We start from the raw sequence: 17673 nt of genomic DNA, 5'->3' as shown, positions 1-17673 counted from the left end.
GGACTGTTTTCTATTGCATATTAATTTCTTGACTGAAGTCCATGGACCAAGATAAGTTTACTAACATCTATCGCTTGCCAGGTTCGTTACAAATTCGAATCGCTAAGTGGCAAAAGACTTTCCGCGGCACATCTGATTTAGTTCTTCATCAGGTGCTGATGGAGCGTAATAAGCAATTTAAGAAACCAAGCTTTTTGCCAAAGAGCTGGTGCATCACGCCTATTGATGAGAATGACATCACCATTACTCATCACGGTAAGTACATTCAAACCGTCATGCGTACCATGCTGGATAGAAAAGTGTCGTACAAGCGCCTTTTCTTGTCTCGTATGGATGCAGAGAAAGGTGAAAAAGTCCTGCGTGAGTACAAACTTGAATGGGTAAGAAAGCACAATCAAATTGCTATGAAGTACAATCAAATCAAGAAAAAGCAGTACATGAACTTTGCAAGAGAAGAGGAAGAAACCCTCTACCCTTCGATTCCTAAAGGCGAGTTTGATAAAGCGTTGTGGAATAAATTGGTGGTGTCTACTTTTGGTCCCGAGAAAAAGTACAAAAACCCCCATTACGTACGCAAAGCAGATTTCTAAAAAATCCCCCGACTGTTCGGGGGATTTTTTTATGCTTTCGATACGTTAATAGTGACATTGTCACGAAGAGATTAAATCAGGATTGTTATAACGCAGCGAGCGTTGCAATTGTACAGCGCTCGCTGACGGACGAGCTGCGACGGTGAGAAAAGTAGGATGAGAGTCGCAGCATTGTTGAACCAGTTAATGACGAGCGTCAGCGCCAAACTCTACTTCTTTATAGATGTCGGCCAGTGACTTCTTACCTTGTTTGTCCTTGGCTGAACGCTTTCTTGGTTGGTAATGATACTCTTGGTCTTGCAAAGCTTCTTCATGTTCCTTTGCAGACTCTACGAATTCAGCATTCGCAAGTGCTTGTTGGCGTAAGCGGTTTACTCTTTCTAGGGTTTCCCACAACATACTTCACCTCCAAACGAGTTACTGTATACATATACAGTATTATTTATTCTGACCTCCTAGTCAATATTTTGATTCCCTTCACGGTTTGCTCCTCTACTCTCACATTAAACCCATACCAGCGTAGTGCTCTGGGTACTTATGAATGATCTGTTTTAGATAACCTTGATGTTCGCGCAAGGCATTCACGCACTCTCGGGATAACAAGCCTTGATACACACGTTTCTCTAGTTCTAACAAGGCATACGGAATTGACCACGCTTGACGATATGGATGATGGGTGGTCATGACATCAAACACATTGGCGACGGCTGCTATTTGCGCAGCGATTGGAATACCTGAATGCTCAAGCCCATGCGGATAACCAGAGCCATCTAGGTTTTCATGTTGGTAAGAAATGATTTGTTGGAACAAAGTGACACTCGGATGAACCGGATTGCCGATTCTTGCAACAATGTTATCTGCTGATTCCACACATTGCTCGATGTGCTCCGTTAACAGTGCTTCTTGTTCTGCATTCACACAGCGACGATTGCACACGATATCTGCCGGAAGCTTAATGTCGCTTAGAGCATGATAACGAGTGAACATGCCGATTTGCTCCACAACCTCATCACTGAATTGGTATGTATCAGCAAGTTGGGTGGCAATCAATTGCGCGTACATGCCCATTCGTTTGCTGTGCGAGTAAACCTCTGGTGAATAACCTGGCATCAAGCACTGCATTCTTTCCGCTAACAGCTCGATAGCGTTAACAACATGGTCTTCGGACTCCACCGCAAACTGCACCATTTCAAAGTAAGGCTTTAACCCATTCAAAGCTTCTGCACTGAACGCATTAGGCTGAATCGAATTGAGAAAGACGAAGCCAGTAAAGGTTTGACGATCGTAACAAGGGATCGCAACAGATGAGTGATAACCTTCTTTCAATAAGGTTTGAATGCGCGGACAGTGGTTAATGTCGTAGAGATCGTTAACAAGACGAGGAATGGCATTGTCAGCAGCAATGCTTAAATTATGAAGTTTACGAAGTGGCGCTTCATGATGAGCCAAACACCAAGTGTCGAACTCACTCTCAGCAAAGGATTTTAGCATGCCTTGTTTTGGGTGGTATTTTGCAAAAGACACCCTATCGACACACGGTAAATGTGCCTGCATCCTATTCTTCAGTGTTTGCATTTGCTCATTGAGCGGTCTTGCAAACGGGTAAAAGCTCCGGTGCGCCATACTTCACCTCCACACCAAGTAGAGAAACCAGAAGAAAAGGCTCATGAAAGTCAGCGTATTTGATGTGATTAGAGCGGCTTTTCTCCACCTAAATTATCGACATACCACAACTTAAGTGTACGAAATAAAAACAGATTTTCGCCAATCTTTTCACCGAATATTCTACGGTAATTTAATCCAGATCAAAAAAACCAGCGCACTTTCGTACACTGACTTTTCAATACATGATGAGTTGCTCGTTATCTATCAGCTTGGTGATTAACCCAGCGCAGGAAGCACGCCCAGAGTAATGAGTAGCTGCGCCATCACAATACCTGTACCTGCAATGCCCGTTACTAATAGTGCTCCCTGACCACCTGCCACGCGGTATTCCCCTGTAAACTCATCGGAGCGACGCACTTTCACCACCATCACCAATGGTAAGAAGATAGCAAGAATAGCCAGAGCAATCGCTGCGTAACCCAGAGCCATGATAAAGCCTTGTGGGTAGAACAATGCAAAACCTAATGGCGGTGTAAAAGTAATTACAGCAGCAACCAGACGGTTTGGTTTTTCACTGTCGCCTTTGATGGTGTCGCCCAAGAATTCAAACAGACCCAAGCTCACACCAAGGAAAGACGTCAAAAGGGCAAGGTCAGCAAAAACACCCACGACACTACCAAGGTTTGATTGGTGAACCGTTTGAGATAATTGACCGATAAGCGCACTTAAACCGCCGTTTTCAATCAGTGTATCTTGGCTCACAACACCAAGCGTCACGATTTGCCAGAAGATGTAAATAACCAAAGGAATCGTAGAGCCAACGATGATGGCTTTACGTAGAGACGAAGTGTCGCCATCTAGGTAGTTCACAATCGCAGGAATACTGCCGTGAAAACCAAAAGAGGTGAAGATGACTGGAATTGCTGCAACGATAAGGCCTTGTTCAATTGGCATGCTCAGCAAGTAAGATTCGGTCACGTTTGGCGCTAGGAATGACAATACTGCAATCATCGTCACCATCTTAAGGCCAAACAGCACGCGGTTAACCTTGTCTACCGTTCCTGTACCAACCGTCACAACCATAGTGACAATAAGAGTAAAGATGATGGTAGAAGTCGAGCCTGAAATATCCAACCCAAACCACTCTGTTAGACGGTCACCAAACTGAGCACCACCACCAGCAATGTAAGCGGCACACAATGAGTAGAACAAGAACAGCATCGCAAAGCTCGCCACCCACTTGCCCTTTTGACCAAGGATTTGCTTCGCCAAAGTATGAAGGGTTGCACTGCTGTCCGCATATTGGTGAAGCTCAAGCATCAATAGCGCCGTAAACGCCATTAATGCCCACAATCCCAACATGATAATAAGAGAGGTTGAGAAACCAATACCTGCAGACGCAAGAGGAAGCGCCAGCATACCAGCACCAATCGTAGTCCCTGCGATAATCAAGGTACTACCAAACACTTTAGATCGACTCATTGTATATTTATCTTTACAGCTTAATAAGATTTATCAGCATCAGATCGGGCTACAGCACACCAAACCTAACACCATATTTGGAATGATGACGATTCTGTAGGATCTTTCTAATAAGATCAAGCAAAGTGTAAGGATAAAAATCCATGTGTGTAAAATATTTTATACAGCAATGGTTAAACTCTGATTTCCGCAAGCAATTGGGCGCAGTCTTCTTCATTCATGAACTTAGGCACAGGATAGTTCCAATGCGCTTCTTTAAGTATCAAAGTCACCAACTCGTCAGTGTCAGAGGTTTTCAACAGAGATGACGTTTGTTCGATGCCAATCTCGTTGTACAGCCCTTCCAATCTCTCAAGGAACGCTTGTGCATTTGGCATAGCTTCACTTTGTACATCGATTAACGCTTCGCTTAGTGCAGCCAGTTGTGGCTCAATCTCAGAGAAAGAGAACCGGAGCACGGGCAGCAAAGCAAGACCATTTGCCATTCCATGAGGTAAACCGTACTTGGCACCTAGGTTATGCGCGAACGCGTGTACATAACCAAGACTCGCTTTGGTAAAGGCAAGGCCTGCATAGTAAGACGCCATCGCCATTTTTTGCCTAGCTTGAACATCGCTGCCCTCTTCTACGGCACGAGGGAGATATTGGAATATGAGTTTAATAGCAGCAACGGAATACGCTTTGGTTTCCGTCGTCGCGTTGCGGGATATGTAGGCTTCAATCGCATGAGTCACAGCATCTATACCGGTGTCAGCCGTTATCTTTGCAGGCAAACCGACGAGTAGATTGGCATCTAGCGCTGCCATTAAAGGGACTAACTTCGGGTCCATTAGAGGAGTTTTATGGTGAGTATCTGGCTCAGAAACGACCGCCGCGACGGTAACTTCAGAACCGGTGCCTGACGTTGTAGGAATCACAAACAATGGCGCTGGTGTTTTCCACACGCGAAACAAGCCGGCCAATCTCTTGATGGATTTCTTGTTGGTCACTCTGGCCGCAATCACTTTGGCACAATCCATTGCAGAACCACCGCCAAGCGCCAAAATCGCATCACAACCGGATTCTAGGTAGACATTTAATCCTCGTTCAACTTGATCATAAGTAGGGTCAGGTTTTACCTCTGCATAAAGTGCGACGTCCAAACCTCTCGTTCTGGCACTTTCTGCTACTTGCTCTGCCATTCCTATTTTTACTAGCCCTTCGTCGGTGACGAGGAGCAACTTTTTGAATCCGAGATCGGCGATAGCTTCCGTGAGATCATGAATGCTACCGGGGCCTGAAAATAACGTTGGTTTTGGCAGAGGAAGAACGTAAGCGGCCACCTTCAGTCCATTGGTGTAACCGCGATAAAGCAGATGTTTCAACATACAAAGTCCTTTTGTTTTTGAGTATTCATTCTAGATGCTTTTTTCTTCAGCTCGAACTGGTAAGGTCACAGATCCATCTTTCCGTTAGCACTCTTGATAATGAAAACATCGAAACTCTAAACGAAAGCAGGGACAGCGCCTAAGCTCTGCCCCTGCGGATTATTCAGTTTATCGTGTGAGCTTAGTAAGCCAGCTCTGGGTCGATACAATGGAAGATCTCACCGCTTCCTTGACCATTTTCCAGCATCTCAAACAGTAAACGAGCCACTTCTTGACGGTATACCAAACCATGCACTTCTTTAGGTTCCAGCAACACACCATTACCTGTCACTTCGCCATCTTTCAAGCCACCAGGTCGAATGATGGTGTAATCCAAGTCACTGGTTTGTAGCCATGCTTCCGCCAATGACTTCTCACGCACAACACCGCCAAAACCCGCTTTAGAACGGTCAGAAAGGTATTTCCAGCTATCACCACAACCAAGTGACGTCACCAAAACAAAACGCTTGAGTGATGCTTTACAGGCTGCATCGATAAGGTGACGATGACCAAGGTAATCTACCGGAAAATCTGCACGGAAACTGCCCATCGTGCTGATGATGATGTCTTCTTGACTGAGTTGCTCAACAACGCGATCAACCTCTTCAGCAATCGTGGCATCACATGCAAACGTTGACTGACAAATCGCCTTTAATTCTGGGCTTTTGTCTGGATTTCTCGCCACACCGACAACTTCAGCACCTTTCTCTGCAAAATACTTTGCAATAGCCAAACCAAGACCGCTGCTTGCGCCCCACACTACGACTCTTTTCATAACTTACCTTTTACTACAAACATGATAATGAGAATACTTTACATCACTATTTAAGGGGTTTTCAAAAGATGTCAATCGAAGTGAGAAAATTCTTTCCAAATCAATACGTAGTTCAAATAAATGATCGATAGTTCCGAGCTACGGATGAAATTTACGTGCGACAACCAGTATCATTCTCGGCATAACTATAACTAAGCCTTATGCACGTGTTTTTAGGTTCCAGTTCGCTGCCGCATTCACCTAAAAACAACATAATAATCAACGCATAGGCAGTAGAAACGTCGGTATTAACAATGAAGCAATCTTCCTACTCCCAATCTGCCTCGGGATTTGAAGTCGATCTAAAACAGGCCCTCATCTGGGTGGCACGCGCGTTAGATTATGTAGGTGTTGATGATACGCACCACAGTCATCGAGTCGCGTACATCGCGTATCAATGTGCACTCACTCTTGGTTGGGACATTAAAGAAGCAGAGTTCTGTTACTTTGCAGGCATGGTTCACGACTGTGGCGTCTCAGAAACCCGCGAGCACATGATGCTACTCGAACAGCTCGTCCCTCAAGACGCCAAAGCGCACTGCATTCGTGGCTACCACACACTTAAGCAGTGTCGATTACTCACCCAATTTGCAACCCCGATACTTTATCACCACACTCATTGGATCGAGCTCGAACACATCGATATTCCAGCATTTGAAAAAGACGTCGCTGCTCTGCTCTATCTTTCTGATCGTCTCGATTTTATGCGCGCGCATTACGTTTCCAACTGTCATAGCGACTTGGTTACTTTGCACGAAGAATTGATTGCTGAGTGTGTGATGGCTAACGCAGGCACACTGTTTAACCCACACATGTGCGATGCCATGGTTAAGCTGATCATGACGGATGCATTTTGGTTTGCGATGGAATCTGAACACATCGAAACCATTGGGCTTCAGTTTGAGAACATTGATTGGCTGCAGAAACAACTTACCATCGAAGACATGAACAGCTTAGGTTTGTTCTTAGCGCGTATTGTAGATGCCAAGAGTCCTTTTACTTATCAGCATTCTCAAAAAGTGGCGGAACTGTCTCGTTACTTAGCGAAGAAAATGGGATTGGATGAACACGAGCAAGAGATGATTTTTATTGCGGGACTGGTTCATGATATTGGCAAGCTCAAAACCCCTGATGAGATCCTTCACAAAGAAGGCCCGTTAGACAAGCAAGAATACACACGCATCAAGCGCCATACGATTGATACTGAACTTGCTCTGCACAAGGTGTTTCCCAATGCCAAGATCGCTGAATGGGCTTCCAACCATCATGAACGTTTAGATGGTTCAGGTTACCCTTATCATAAAACGGCGGAAGCGTTGGATGTGCCTTCTCGTATCATTGCCGTCGTCGATGTCTTTCAAGCGCTTTCTCAAGATCGCCCATATCGAGGCCGCATGACGCAGCAAGAGATTGCCGACATCATGGATGAACAGGTTGAAACAGGCAAACTGTGCTCCGATGTTTATCAGGTTTTATCTGTCGACATGCAAGAGTGCTATCAGCTCTCCACGGAAGTTTAGTGCCAAACAAAGTCAATAAATAAATAAACAAAGGGACACCACTTCGGCGTCCCTTTGTTGTTTTGAAAGCATTTAAACACTGTAAATAAGCGCGTGTAGATGGCTTAGTGTGCGATGTCTAACTGGTTGTCTTTCACACCGTTGATACGGAACCAGCCTGCGATGCTGAATCGCTCCGCGTTTGTCGGCAATACTTCGTGGGGGAATTGCTCAGACAAGAACACGAATAGACGACCTGAACGCGGTGGAATCTTCGCGATCTCATTATCATTCAAATCGTACACCACCAACTCACCAGCATCTTCTTCGCTCCACGATTCGTTCATGTAGAACACCGTAGTTAGACGGCGGTTTTCATTGCCTTTGAAGCAATCGAGGTGTTTTTGGTAGAAGTCACCTTTCTCGTATTTCGCGAAGTGCGCTTCGTACTCAAACAAGCCTAGAAAGAAATGACGGTTCGCTTCCAAACGGATCTCTTCCATCTTGTCTAAGAAAGACGCCACTGGTGCACCCATGTCGCGTTTCAACCATTGGATCTTGTCACTGCGAATGGTTTCAATACGAGTCACGTCGTCGTTACGACCAATACGTGCTTTCTTCCAATCATCAGGAATACAGTCACGCAGCTCAGCCACTTCCTCTTGAGAAATAAAATCATCCCAGATGTAGTATCCGTGCGTCGATAACGCGTCGATCAATTTGTTCATTCTATTTTGTTCACTCATGTGGGTTTGGGCGGTCTATATAAGAAATCCGTGCTACAACAACAAATTCCGTTTTTTATCGAGACGACAAATCCACTTAAGTAACAAGATTCAGACGTAAAATAGCCGCTCGTGTGAGCGGCTATTTAGGTTTACTGTTTGCGTTTCGATTAACGCGTTTGAAGCGCAATAGAACGAGGTTGGATTGGACGAATTCGTTGAATCACTGGGCGTTGCTTTTTCTTAAGTTGGATGTGACACATTTCCAACACTAAACCAAACGCCATCGCGAAATACACGTAACCTTTGTTGATGTGAATAGCAAAACCTTCTGCCATCAACAGACCACCTAGCAATACTAGGAATAGTAGAGCAAGGGTCTTAAAGCCCGGGTAACGCGTCACTAGGTTGTTGATTTTCTCCGCCGTCAACACCATCACAATCGCTGACGAAATGATCGCCGCCACCATGATTGGTACTTCGCTCGTTAGGCCAACCGCAGTAATCACCGAGTCCATCGAGAACACAGCATCAACCGCGACAATCTGAAGCAGAACCACAGCCAGACCAGTACGAACATGAGTCGAGTGACCGTGTTCAGTGTGGGTCAACCAACTCCACAACTCTTTCAAGCTTTTCGCCAGTAGGAATGCACCACCCGCAATCATAATCAAATCACGACCAGTAAACGCGTAGTCACTGAAGCTGATTAATGGCTGAGTAAGCTGCATGATCCAAGAGATCGAGTACACCAAAACAATACGCGCCATCACCGCTAGGCCAATACCTAGGTTTCGGGCAAGTTTACGCTGGTGTTGTGGCAATCGTTCACACAGAACGGAGATGAATACGACGTTATCAACGCCTAAGACTACTTCAAGAGCAAACAAGGTAGCGAAGATAGCCCACGCTTCTGGCTGCATGAAAAGTTCTAACATGAGTACGCCTCCGGTGATTGGAAGCCATACGATGAATTGTTCAGTCGACTAAAGGGGTCGTCCATTAAGTTTCTAAAACCTCTGTTACTTAGGAATGCTGAGTAAATCACCTCTCCTATTCCTTCGCAATCCCTTATTTTGTCAGGCTTATGTCAGCCACCTTTCGTACTCTAAAGGTTATTGCCTTCGTTCAACCCATCAGGTGCCGAGTTGAGCCAAACTATTGCATCGAGCTCAAATTGAAACGCCTCTTTTTACGTGCTTCAACAATCGTAAAAAAATGTTTCACAATAATATTTTGATATACTGAGAAAAATCACACGAGTTAGGGTCTGTTGACCTTTCGTGATGATTTTTGCAGCAGTTTGTAGATATTTTATACAAGACAGAGGCTTTGATATGTAGCTATTCTACCTGATAAGCCGATAACGCAGTAGAAAGCACCTACAAACGCTGCCCAAAGGGTTCGGCTAAAAGCGTTTTATTCTTTGTTGAGTCAATTTTACTTAGAGCCACTAGGCTTCAATCGACTCGCCGCGATTAAAACGCTTTTATCTCGAACAAAATTTAACCACGAAAGATAAACAGACCCTAGTCTTACGAATGGATTACATAACACTCTCACGCATTAGCCTTAAACACCTTACTGTATTGCACATGCTGCTCACGACACACAGCGTGACTCAAGCGGCGGAACAGCTCTGCGTGACCCCTTCCAGCGTGAGCAAAACGCTCAGCCAATTGCGCGACATTCTTAAAGACGACCTTTTCTACCGCGATGGCACTCGTTTAGTCCCAACTCCGTTTGCATTGAACATCGGGCCTTCAGTGCACGGCATTCTTTCCAGCATGAACGGTTTGCTTTACCAAGGCTCGTTTAATCCGGCGTATTATGAAGGTCGCTTTTCTTTGGCAATGCGTGAAAGTACCTTCGAGATCTTCGCACCCATGCTGCAAGACTTGTCTCAACAAATGGGGAGCCGCGCACAACTCAACGTGTATGCAAAAGAACAAATGAGTTTTGATTCTCTAATCCGTGGCCAAGTTGATTTTATGATTCTGCCGCACGACATCAGCCAACCACCAACGCACAACAAAGACTTGGTTTGGCAGACGATTCTAGAAGACGAAATGATCTGTTTGATGGGCAGCAATAACCCGTTAGTGAAAGAAGAGCTGTCGGTCGAGAACTACTTGTGTGCGAGACACATTGGTATTCACGATAAAGACCTATCCCAGCCTTACTTTGAGCAGAACCTAACTCAGCGATACGCTAAACGCAGCGTCGCCATGCACGTGGCCGATTTTGGATCGGCAGCGGTAATGTGCCACCACTCTGATTATCTGTTCACTTGCTCGAAACTTTGGGCACGAATGGCGCTACAAGCGAAGGGATTGATAGAGAGACCTTTGCCGTTTGAGTACGGACAAGTGGCGTATAGTTTGGTGTGGAATAAAGCGAGTCTGAACGATCCCGCTTTAAGATGGCTACAACAACAAGTGCTTAAGGCTTGTGAAACCCTCGGTGGATGCCGTAAACCGAGAGTGAATAAACTCTAAACTGGTTTGTCTTTACTGCGCTACACGTAGACCGATGGCATGGTCATTGGTCTGCTGATAAATTGACTTAATTGAGCGTGGAAGCGTTCCATTTCATCCTGAGAGCATTTCTCCCACTCCAGAGCCTCACCCGTCACACCGTGATGCTGAAAGGCATTCAAACGAATGTTGACCGATTCTGGCAACGCTTGCAGATAATGCCCCACCGTTGCAACTTCCGTATCTAAATCGCTTTTACCCGGAATATGAAGCAAACGCACTTCGTACAACTTGCCTGCTTGCGCTAAATACTGAATGGTTTGGAATACACGGTGGTTATCTCGCCCGACTAACCAATGGTGCGTTTCGCTTTGCCACGATTTAAGGTCAATCATCGCGCCATCCATGTACGGCAATACTCTTTCCCAACCTGCGATGGATAAAGAACCATTGCTATCGATGAAACACGTGAGATGCTGCAATTCAGGATCATGTTTGATCCCTTTAAACAGCGCAGTAATGAAAGGAAGCTGTAAGGTAGATTCCCCACCGGATACAGTAACACCGCTAATGAAAAAGCGCTGTTTGCGTATCAAATCGAGCATTGCCTCCACAGAGTAGTCAGTAATTTTTGGATTAGATTGGTGCTGACATATCTCTATACAATGGTCGCAGTGGGTGCACTCCTCTTTAAGCCAAACAACGTTGTTGCTTTCGTCGAACTTCAGTGCGCCAGCCGGACACTCACTCACACAATCGCCACAATGATTGCAGTGATTGATGGTGTGTGGGTTGTGGCAGTTGATGCACTGATAGTTACAACCCTGTAGAAAGATGACTAGACGGTTTCCCGGTCCATCAACACAAGAGAACGGAAGGATACGAGTTACCTTAGCCAAGAGGTGTTCCGATCGTCTAGCCATCTTATTCTTATCCGTCACCAATTACTTAGCGTAAGTCGGTGACATTTCGTGGCTCACCACACGTGGTGAACGCTCTAAAATACCGGTGTTCTTCGCCGCTTCTGCACCTAGGAATGTGGTATTGGTACGTGAACCTTCTGCATCGTATTTCGCGATATCAGACAGTTTCACCATGTAACCCGTTACGCGAACCAAGTCGTTTGACGCAACGTTTGCCGTGAACTCGCGATAGCCAGCATTCAATGCACCTTTACACAGGTTGAACATCGCTTCTGGGTTTGATTTCACGGTTTCGTCGATGGTCAGAATATCGCTGATGCCAGAACGGTAGTATTGGTGGTGGCCTGCTGTTGCTTGCACGTAAGACACGGGATCTGGCTCGTTGCCGTAAGGAATACGAACACCCGGCGTTACATCCAAATCTAGGCTGATACCGCCTTGTGCGTGCAGTAGCGCTTTGCCTTCTAGACCAAACTTCACTGGTGTGCTTTCTACCAATTCAGACAGTTTTGCCGAGATAGCGTGACCAAGCTCGTTTGCCGTTGCGTCTTGGCCGTAACGGCTTGCATTGCCCTCTTTCTCTAGCAATACATTTACCGCTTCTGCCATGCCGTAGATGCCATACATTGGCGCAAAGCGAGATTCTTCGATCAGGCCTTCTTGTGTTAGGAAGCCTTTGAAGAACTCAGACTTTTCATGCAAATGTGAAGCGCGTGCGTCCATCAGCTCAACCATCAAGCCGTGATATTCTGGCAGCACGTTGTTGAAGAAGTCTTCACGATTATCTGCACGGTTTGCTGCTTCTTTTAGGTTCATACGCACTAACGTGTTTGAACCACCAGCCAATGGCAGAGAGTTGTAGCAGCTCACGATACCAAAACGACCACCTTCGTACGCGTTCGCGTGCATTGGGTAGTTCGCGATATGTGGCTTGCTGCACTCACAAATGTTTTGTGTTGCTTGCTTTAGCAAATCGTCTGGTGTGACAGCTTCGTCGTACATGAAGGTTAAGTTTGGCGCGATCTGTTTTAGCTCGGCGTCTACTTTCAAAATCGTACGACAAATGATGTTGTCCGTCGGGCCAATATTCACGTGCATAAACGCATCTGGCAACGTGCGATCAAGCATGATCCAGAAGTGTTTTAGCTTTTTGTAGATTTGCTCGTCAGTGAGGTCACCAACGTAAGGCATTAGCACGTCATCAAGTTGACCAAGGTAAACCGGAATGTTGGTTACCGAAGGCACATGATGGTAAATGATGGTCAACATGTTGATCGCATCATCGAAATCTTCTGCTGGAGCTAACTCCAAGTATTCAGAACCTTGAGAAAGAAATTTTGCGTAATCTGGCAAAACATAGCGCGGCTTAAAAGGCGCGTGACCTTCAAACATGTCACATATGACGCCTTGCTGCATTGCTTGGCTTACCTCGTCAGAGACGGCCATATATGGAATAGTGGCTTCGGCTTCCAAAGCAAGAAAGTTTGATTTCTGTTTTGGAGACAAGTTGCTATCAGTCGCGATAGCAAGGAAACGCTGCTGAAGATCAGAAAGGCTTTGAGTCATCTAAGATGTTCCTGGAGAAAATACAACGAATACGCCCTTTCAAATCAATCTTGAAGGGACGCGTTGAATTCTACGCGCCAAGAGTCTTTGCCACTAATGAAAAAAAACAAACCGTCGATTTCCATTTTGGAAATAAGGTTTTTCTAATTTAGCCTAAGATTTAATAACTTAGCTTAACCTGCTGTCATTTAGCTTCGATGCGCCGTCGACAAAGCAACACCTGCACTGATGAATACGCCGCCAGTCAGACGGTTGAACAACTTAGCTCTCCCTTGTGCAAATAACCAGTCCGATGTCTTCACACCCAACAAGCCATAAAAGGTTAACCAACTCAGTTCGAACACAACAAACGTGCTAGCAAAAATGATGTATTGAGTGAATAGCGATGCAGAAGGATCAATAAACTGGGGAAACAGTGCCGTGAAGAACACGATCGCTTTTGGGTTGCTCGAACCAACAATAAAACCGCTAGTAAATGCACTCAAATAATCGGACGATGATTGTTCTGGTTTTGCTTGTGAGAAATCGGTTTGTTTTGATCGCAACGCTTGGATACCAAGCCAGATAAGATACGCTGCGCCACACCATTTGATGATGTTAAAGACCAGCTCCGAAGAAGCAATCACAACCCCAAGACCGGTGAAAGACAGGGTAAGAATAATAGTGATCGCAACTAAGCTACCAAGTGCCGTTATAAAAGCGTGGCGAAATCCGCTGCTCACACCTTTGCTCAAACAAAGTAGCGAACTCGGGCCAGGAGAAGCAGTCAGGACAAGTATTGCGAGGGTGTAATAGATCCAAGTATCGAGTTGCATTGGCGCTCCTTTCCAATGTGCTGATGAATGAGCGAATCACGTGGAATAGCCGTCTTACTCTCGCTTCGATCCATGAAACACAATAGAGCAAAACACCACATCATTCTTATCACAACTGAACAAACTCAAAGTTAATCGAGATCCTCAAAAAGCGTTCTGGTTTTGAAGCCAGGGCAGGAAGTCAGGGTCAGAAATCAGAGTAACAAACCTCTGTTTATCTCTCCCCTAACCTACTTTGAGCTGTTTAGTTATGCATTCAACATACTGGGAATATGCAATCATGTAAAGTGATTACTTATTCGACAAGATCATTCGCAGATCGCATCAAATAAGCAGTCACTGTACGTTAGTCATAGAAAGGTTTTGGGTCCACTTCTAACGATGAAGGTGCGATGGCTTTCTCTATCGAGTGAGAGCTGTTTTTCAAATCCACCATCGCCACATCGATGTAACGCTTGTATTTGCGCGAGTAAAAACACTTCACTATTGGTTTTAGCGGCTGCGAATCGCTGGATGTCCAAACAATGCCGACTCGACCATCGCTCAATTGAACAATCGAACCGACTGGGTATACACCAATGCAGTTGATGAATTTGTACACCAAATCTGGGTCGAGATGGAATGGCGTCAAACTCAACAAGATTTTGAATGCTTCTGCCGAACTCATGCCCTTTTTGTAGACGCGGTCTGCCGTTAATGCATCGTAGATATCCACGATACAGCTCATGCGTCCGTGCATTGGGATCTGATCGCCAGACAAACCCAATGGATAACCGGTACCATCGAGCTTCTCATGGTGCATCAAACACACATCTCGGCTGACATCACTCAGGCCTTTTACGCCAAGAATGATTTCTCCTGCGAACACTTGGTGCAGCTTCATGTGCTCAAATTCTTCCGGCGTTAAACGCGCTGGCTTATGTAAGATCTCGTCATCGACTTTAATTTTACCCACATCATGAATGATGCCACCAATCGCCAACTGCTTGAGTGTGTCTTTGTCGAGGCCCAAATGCTTACCGAAGGAAACCAGCAAACAAGCGACGTTCACTGAGTGCTCAAGCAAATAGCTGTCTTTTTGGCGCAGCGCCGACACACACTGAAGCGCATCAGAGTCGATAAAGACGCTGTCGATCATGTCATCCGCCCACGATTCAATCTCGTTGACTTCAATGACCTTGCCTTCAAAGGTTTGGTTGAGCAGTTTTTGCGCCAAACACTTCGCTTCCGCAATCAGTTTTTTGGCACGTTTATGCTGCGCTTCGCGGGAACGAAACGCGCGTTGAATTTTTGGCGTGGTCATCACCTCAGAGGCAGCCAAAGTGACATCGTGTTCTTCTTCGACAGGTTTGAATACGCACTCTTGAGCAGAAAGTTTCTGGTCGACCCAAACGAACTTCACCCCACTTGCTTGCAGTTTTTGAATGCCCTGCGCAGTGGAAACACGTCCCGCATTGGCGAGGTTGACGCGCTTATTTTGTTCGATTGCAGTCACGAACATACCGATACTTACATCTGCAATGGCTATCTTTATTGAGTCTTCTGGTTTGTACTGCATATCGCGAAACTTTTAACACCTGTTATTTAGCAGACGCATTATAAGAGATATGACCATTCACTGTTATAAGAATTCGCTATCATTTAAAATTAATGAGCATTCAGTCAATATATGAGACATTAACCGTTCAATAAACCACTTTTAATTTATGGACTTAGCTCAAATAATCATCACAAGTGGTAGGAATTTCGATAATTTGGGTGTTGAATCAATAACTACTTAATACAAATAGTATTTACTGTTGACCAAAGTTTTATAAATACCGATTATTAGTCGCATTACTCTAGTAATTACTCTATTACACGGAAACTTTTTAAGCTCATTAACACAACAGACTGCCAATCTGATTCGACTAGCTTCGTTTGCAGTGTAAAAGGACAAACTTCAAAAATATGTCATTTGCGTTTAGCCCGACTTATATACTTATCTCCACAGCAATTTGGATTGCGGGGGCAGTATCTTGACCAACAAGGTTGATCAAACCATTTCTGAGCACGATCGCAAGTTTTTGCAGATCGTTGAACAACGCTTCATCCATATCTTCGATGTGTTCAGTGAAGGACTCTTCTACATGGATGAGTTTGGCACTATGGTTTTCTACAACCAGCGCTTCTATGAGCAGTTTGGTATCAATGCGGGCCGTATTGACCTCGATAGATGGCTAGATTTGGTGCATCCGTTAGACAGAGAACGCCTGTCTAAACGCGTTGACGCCCACATCAATACCGACAACACACGTGTAACGACAACCTACCGCCTGCGCAAACCAAATGGCCAATACGTTTGGATTGAAGGCGTTGCGATGACCAAAGAAACAGAACAAGGTCATTACATGGTTGGCAGCCACAGAGACATTTCTGAACGAAAACTGATGGAAAGCTATATCCATCAGGTCGCCTTTCATGACAACGCGTCCGGCATGGCAAACCGCGCGCACCTGCTGCTGAACATTAATGAGCTGGTGAAATCTCAAAGCACTCACGCGTCGATTTTTTACATTCAGATTGAAGAGATCAAATCTTACCTCAACCAATACGGCAGTGAACTTGTCGACGGCTTGGTTGAGAAATTGCTGCAAACCTTAAGCCACCTCCCTTCCCCTAACTGCACCGTTTATCGGGTTCACGATGATGACTTTGCCATCCTCGTGCTTGATGATGTGCCGCTGGAAGCGCTTCAAGCCTACGCTCAGACCATCAAGCAAAACTATCACGAAGCAGTGGTGGAAGAAGGCCAGTACCTCGGCAGCAACATCAGCATCGGCTTATACCCTTGTGTTGACCCAGAACATTCAGCCGAAGAAATCGTGCGTAAAGCAGCCCGCACATGCCAGTACGCGAACGAGAAGAACAAAGATCGCATCGCGGTATACAGCCAGAAAACGCAGTATGCTGTGGACCGTTATTTCTTTATTGAGCAAGGTTTGAAAAATGCACTGGAAGAAAGAACGCTGAGCGTAAAATTTCAGCCAATCGTCAGTGCATCCGATCTGCAAGTGGTGAGTTTTGAATCTTTGGTTCGGTGGCGCAGCAAAGAGTTTGGTGAAATCTACCCGGATGAGTTTATCCCTGTAGCGGAAAATAAAGGCTTGATTGTCGAGCTTGGCTACCAAGTGTTTGAGAAGGCATGTCAGTTCATTAAGAGCTATCGCGAACGCTATCAAAATCAAGTTCGCGTGAATGTGAACGTGTCTGTTTTACAGCTTCTCAATAGCGAGTTCCCGAGCAGAATCAAAGCAATGACAGATGAAGTCGGCATAGAGCCGCAAGCCATTGTGCTTGAGCTGACCGAGACCTTTATTCTGGACAATAACCAAGCCGCCATTGCGCCATTAAATACGTTGCGAGAGCTTGGTTTCGCCCTCTCCTTAGATGATTTTGGTGCAGGATACAGCTCGTTAAACTGCTTCTTTGATTTGCCAATGACACAAATTAAGATCGACAAATCGATGGCGTGGAAAACCCTGACCAACCGCTCATCACATGAGTATTTGAAATTCTTGATCACCATGTGTCGTGAACAGAATATCGAAGTGGTGATTGAGGGCATTGAAGACGCGAAGATGTGTGATTTCTTTGCGGAAATGGGCGTGGATTACCTGCAAGGTTATTGGTTCTCGAAACCCCTATCGGTGGCCAGTGCTAGCCGATACACGTTAAGCCAGTAATTTGTTTTTAAACCAATAGCTTCTCAAACAACGACAAAATCTAACT

At 45.4% G+C, this 17673-nt stretch carries 15 protein-coding genes; 4 read left to right on the top strand and 11 right to left on the bottom strand.

Going from position 1 to position 17673, the window contains the following annotated elements; genetic code table 11:
* Positions 1-41 precede the first annotated feature (41 nt).
* Positions 42-590 (top strand): MSHA operon transcriptional regulator, encoded by a 549-nt coding sequence (locus tag VCHENC03_RS24070; RefSeq protein ID WP_009704253.1) that lies wholly within the window; start codon positions 42-44, stop codon positions 588-590.
* A gap of 183 nt (positions 591-773) precedes the next feature.
* On the opposite strand, the gene VCHENC03_RS24075 is transcribed toward VCHENC03_RS24070, so the two are convergent.
* The 5 genes from VCHENC03_RS24075 to VCHENC03_RS24095 all read right to left on the bottom strand — a co-directional run bounded on the left by VCHENC03_RS24075 (position 774) and on the right by VCHENC03_RS24095 (position 5858).
* On the bottom strand, positions 774-989 hold the full coding sequence (locus VCHENC03_RS24075; protein WP_005442113.1) for a hypothetical protein: 216 nt from the start codon (positions 987-989) through the stop codon (positions 774-776).
* Between the two features lie 99 nt (positions 990-1088).
* On the bottom strand, positions 1089-2213 hold the full coding sequence (locus VCHENC03_RS24080; protein WP_009704252.1) for an HD-GYP domain-containing protein: 1125 nt from the start codon (positions 2211-2213) through the stop codon (positions 1089-1091).
* 258 nt (positions 2214-2471) lie between these two features.
* Positions 2472-3677, bottom strand: a complete 1206-nt coding sequence (locus VCHENC03_RS24085; protein ID WP_009704250.1) for an aromatic amino acid transport family protein — start codon at positions 3675-3677, stop codon at positions 2472-2474.
* A 173-nt stretch (positions 3678-3850) separates the two neighbouring features.
* The gene (locus VCHENC03_RS24090) at positions 3851-5044 is read right to left on the bottom strand and encodes an iron-containing alcohol dehydrogenase (RefSeq protein ID WP_009704249.1); all 1194 of its coding nucleotides are present in this window, start codon (positions 5042-5044) and stop codon (positions 3851-3853) included.
* 181 nt (positions 5045-5225) lie between these two features.
* The gene (locus VCHENC03_RS24095; protein ID WP_032801965.1) at positions 5226-5858 is read right to left on the bottom strand and encodes an SDR family oxidoreductase; all 633 of its coding nucleotides are present in this window, start codon (positions 5856-5858) and stop codon (positions 5226-5228) included.
* A gap of 293 nt (positions 5859-6151) precedes the next feature.
* Here VCHENC03_RS24095 and VCHENC03_RS24100 point away from each other — a divergent pair, with 293 nt between their 5' ends.
* Positions 6152-7417 (top strand): HD-GYP domain-containing protein, encoded by a 1266-nt coding sequence (locus VCHENC03_RS24100; RefSeq protein WP_032801964.1) that lies wholly within the window; start codon positions 6152-6154, stop codon positions 7415-7417.
* Between the two features lie 104 nt (positions 7418-7521).
* On the opposite strand, the gene VCHENC03_RS24105 is transcribed toward VCHENC03_RS24100, so the two are convergent.
* Together VCHENC03_RS24105 and VCHENC03_RS24110 are read right to left on the bottom strand one after the other, a co-directional pair.
* The gene (locus VCHENC03_RS24105) at positions 7522-8124 is read right to left on the bottom strand and encodes a 2OG-Fe(II) oxygenase (RefSeq protein WP_005433965.1); all 603 of its coding nucleotides are present in this window, start codon (positions 8122-8124) and stop codon (positions 7522-7524) included.
* 167 nt (positions 8125-8291) lie between these two features.
* On the bottom strand, positions 8292-9059 hold the full coding sequence (locus VCHENC03_RS24110; RefSeq protein ID WP_009704246.1) for a TerC family protein: 768 nt from the start codon (positions 9057-9059) through the stop codon (positions 8292-8294).
* 603 nt (positions 9060-9662) lie between these two features.
* On the opposite strand from VCHENC03_RS24110, the gene VCHENC03_RS24115 reads away from it, so the two are divergent.
* Positions 9663-10619 carry a LysR family transcriptional regulator gene (locus VCHENC03_RS24115; protein ID WP_005442091.1) on the top strand — a complete coding sequence of 319 codons (957 nt, stop codon included), beginning with the start codon at positions 9663-9665 and terminating at the stop codon, positions 10617-10619.
* A 20-nt stretch (positions 10620-10639) separates the two neighbouring features.
* On the opposite strand, the gene VCHENC03_RS0125245 is transcribed toward VCHENC03_RS24115, so the two are convergent.
* The 4 genes from VCHENC03_RS0125245 to VCHENC03_RS24130 all read right to left on the bottom strand — a co-directional run bounded on the left by VCHENC03_RS0125245 (position 10640) and on the right by VCHENC03_RS24130 (position 15460).
* Entirely contained in the window at positions 10640-11521 is an 882-nt protein-coding gene (locus tag VCHENC03_RS0125245) for a YjjW family glycine radical enzyme activase (protein WP_032801963.1), read from the bottom strand.
* Positions 11522-11542: 21 nt separating this feature from the next.
* Positions 11543-13087: a YjjI family glycine radical enzyme gene (locus VCHENC03_RS24120; protein ID WP_009704242.1), complete on the bottom strand. Its 1545-nt coding sequence runs from the start codon at positions 13085-13087 to the stop codon at positions 11543-11545.
* 188 nt (positions 13088-13275) lie between these two features.
* On the bottom strand, positions 13276-13902 hold the full coding sequence (locus tag VCHENC03_RS24125) for a LysE family translocator (protein ID WP_009704241.1): 627 nt from the start codon (positions 13900-13902) through the stop codon (positions 13276-13278).
* 346 nt (positions 13903-14248) lie between these two features.
* Entirely contained in the window at positions 14249-15460 is a 1212-nt protein-coding gene (locus VCHENC03_RS24130; protein WP_005442074.1) for an HD-GYP domain-containing protein, read from the bottom strand.
* Positions 15461-15920: 460 nt separating this feature from the next.
* Between VCHENC03_RS24130 and VCHENC03_RS24135 the strand changes: the two genes are divergently transcribed.
* Positions 15921-17627 carry a putative bifunctional diguanylate cyclase/phosphodiesterase gene (locus VCHENC03_RS24135; protein WP_009704240.1) on the top strand — a complete coding sequence of 569 codons (1707 nt, stop codon included), beginning with the start codon at positions 15921-15923 and terminating at the stop codon, positions 17625-17627.
* Positions 17628-17673 lie beyond the last annotated feature (46 nt).

The organism is Vibrio sp. HENC-03 (assembly GCF_000305755.2).
GTDB classification, from domain to species: Bacteria; Pseudomonadota; Gammaproteobacteria; order Enterobacterales; family Vibrionaceae; genus Vibrio; species Vibrio owensii.
The sequence above is the reverse complement of the archived record's forward strand: the minus strand, read 5'-3'. Positions and strand labels throughout refer to the sequence as shown.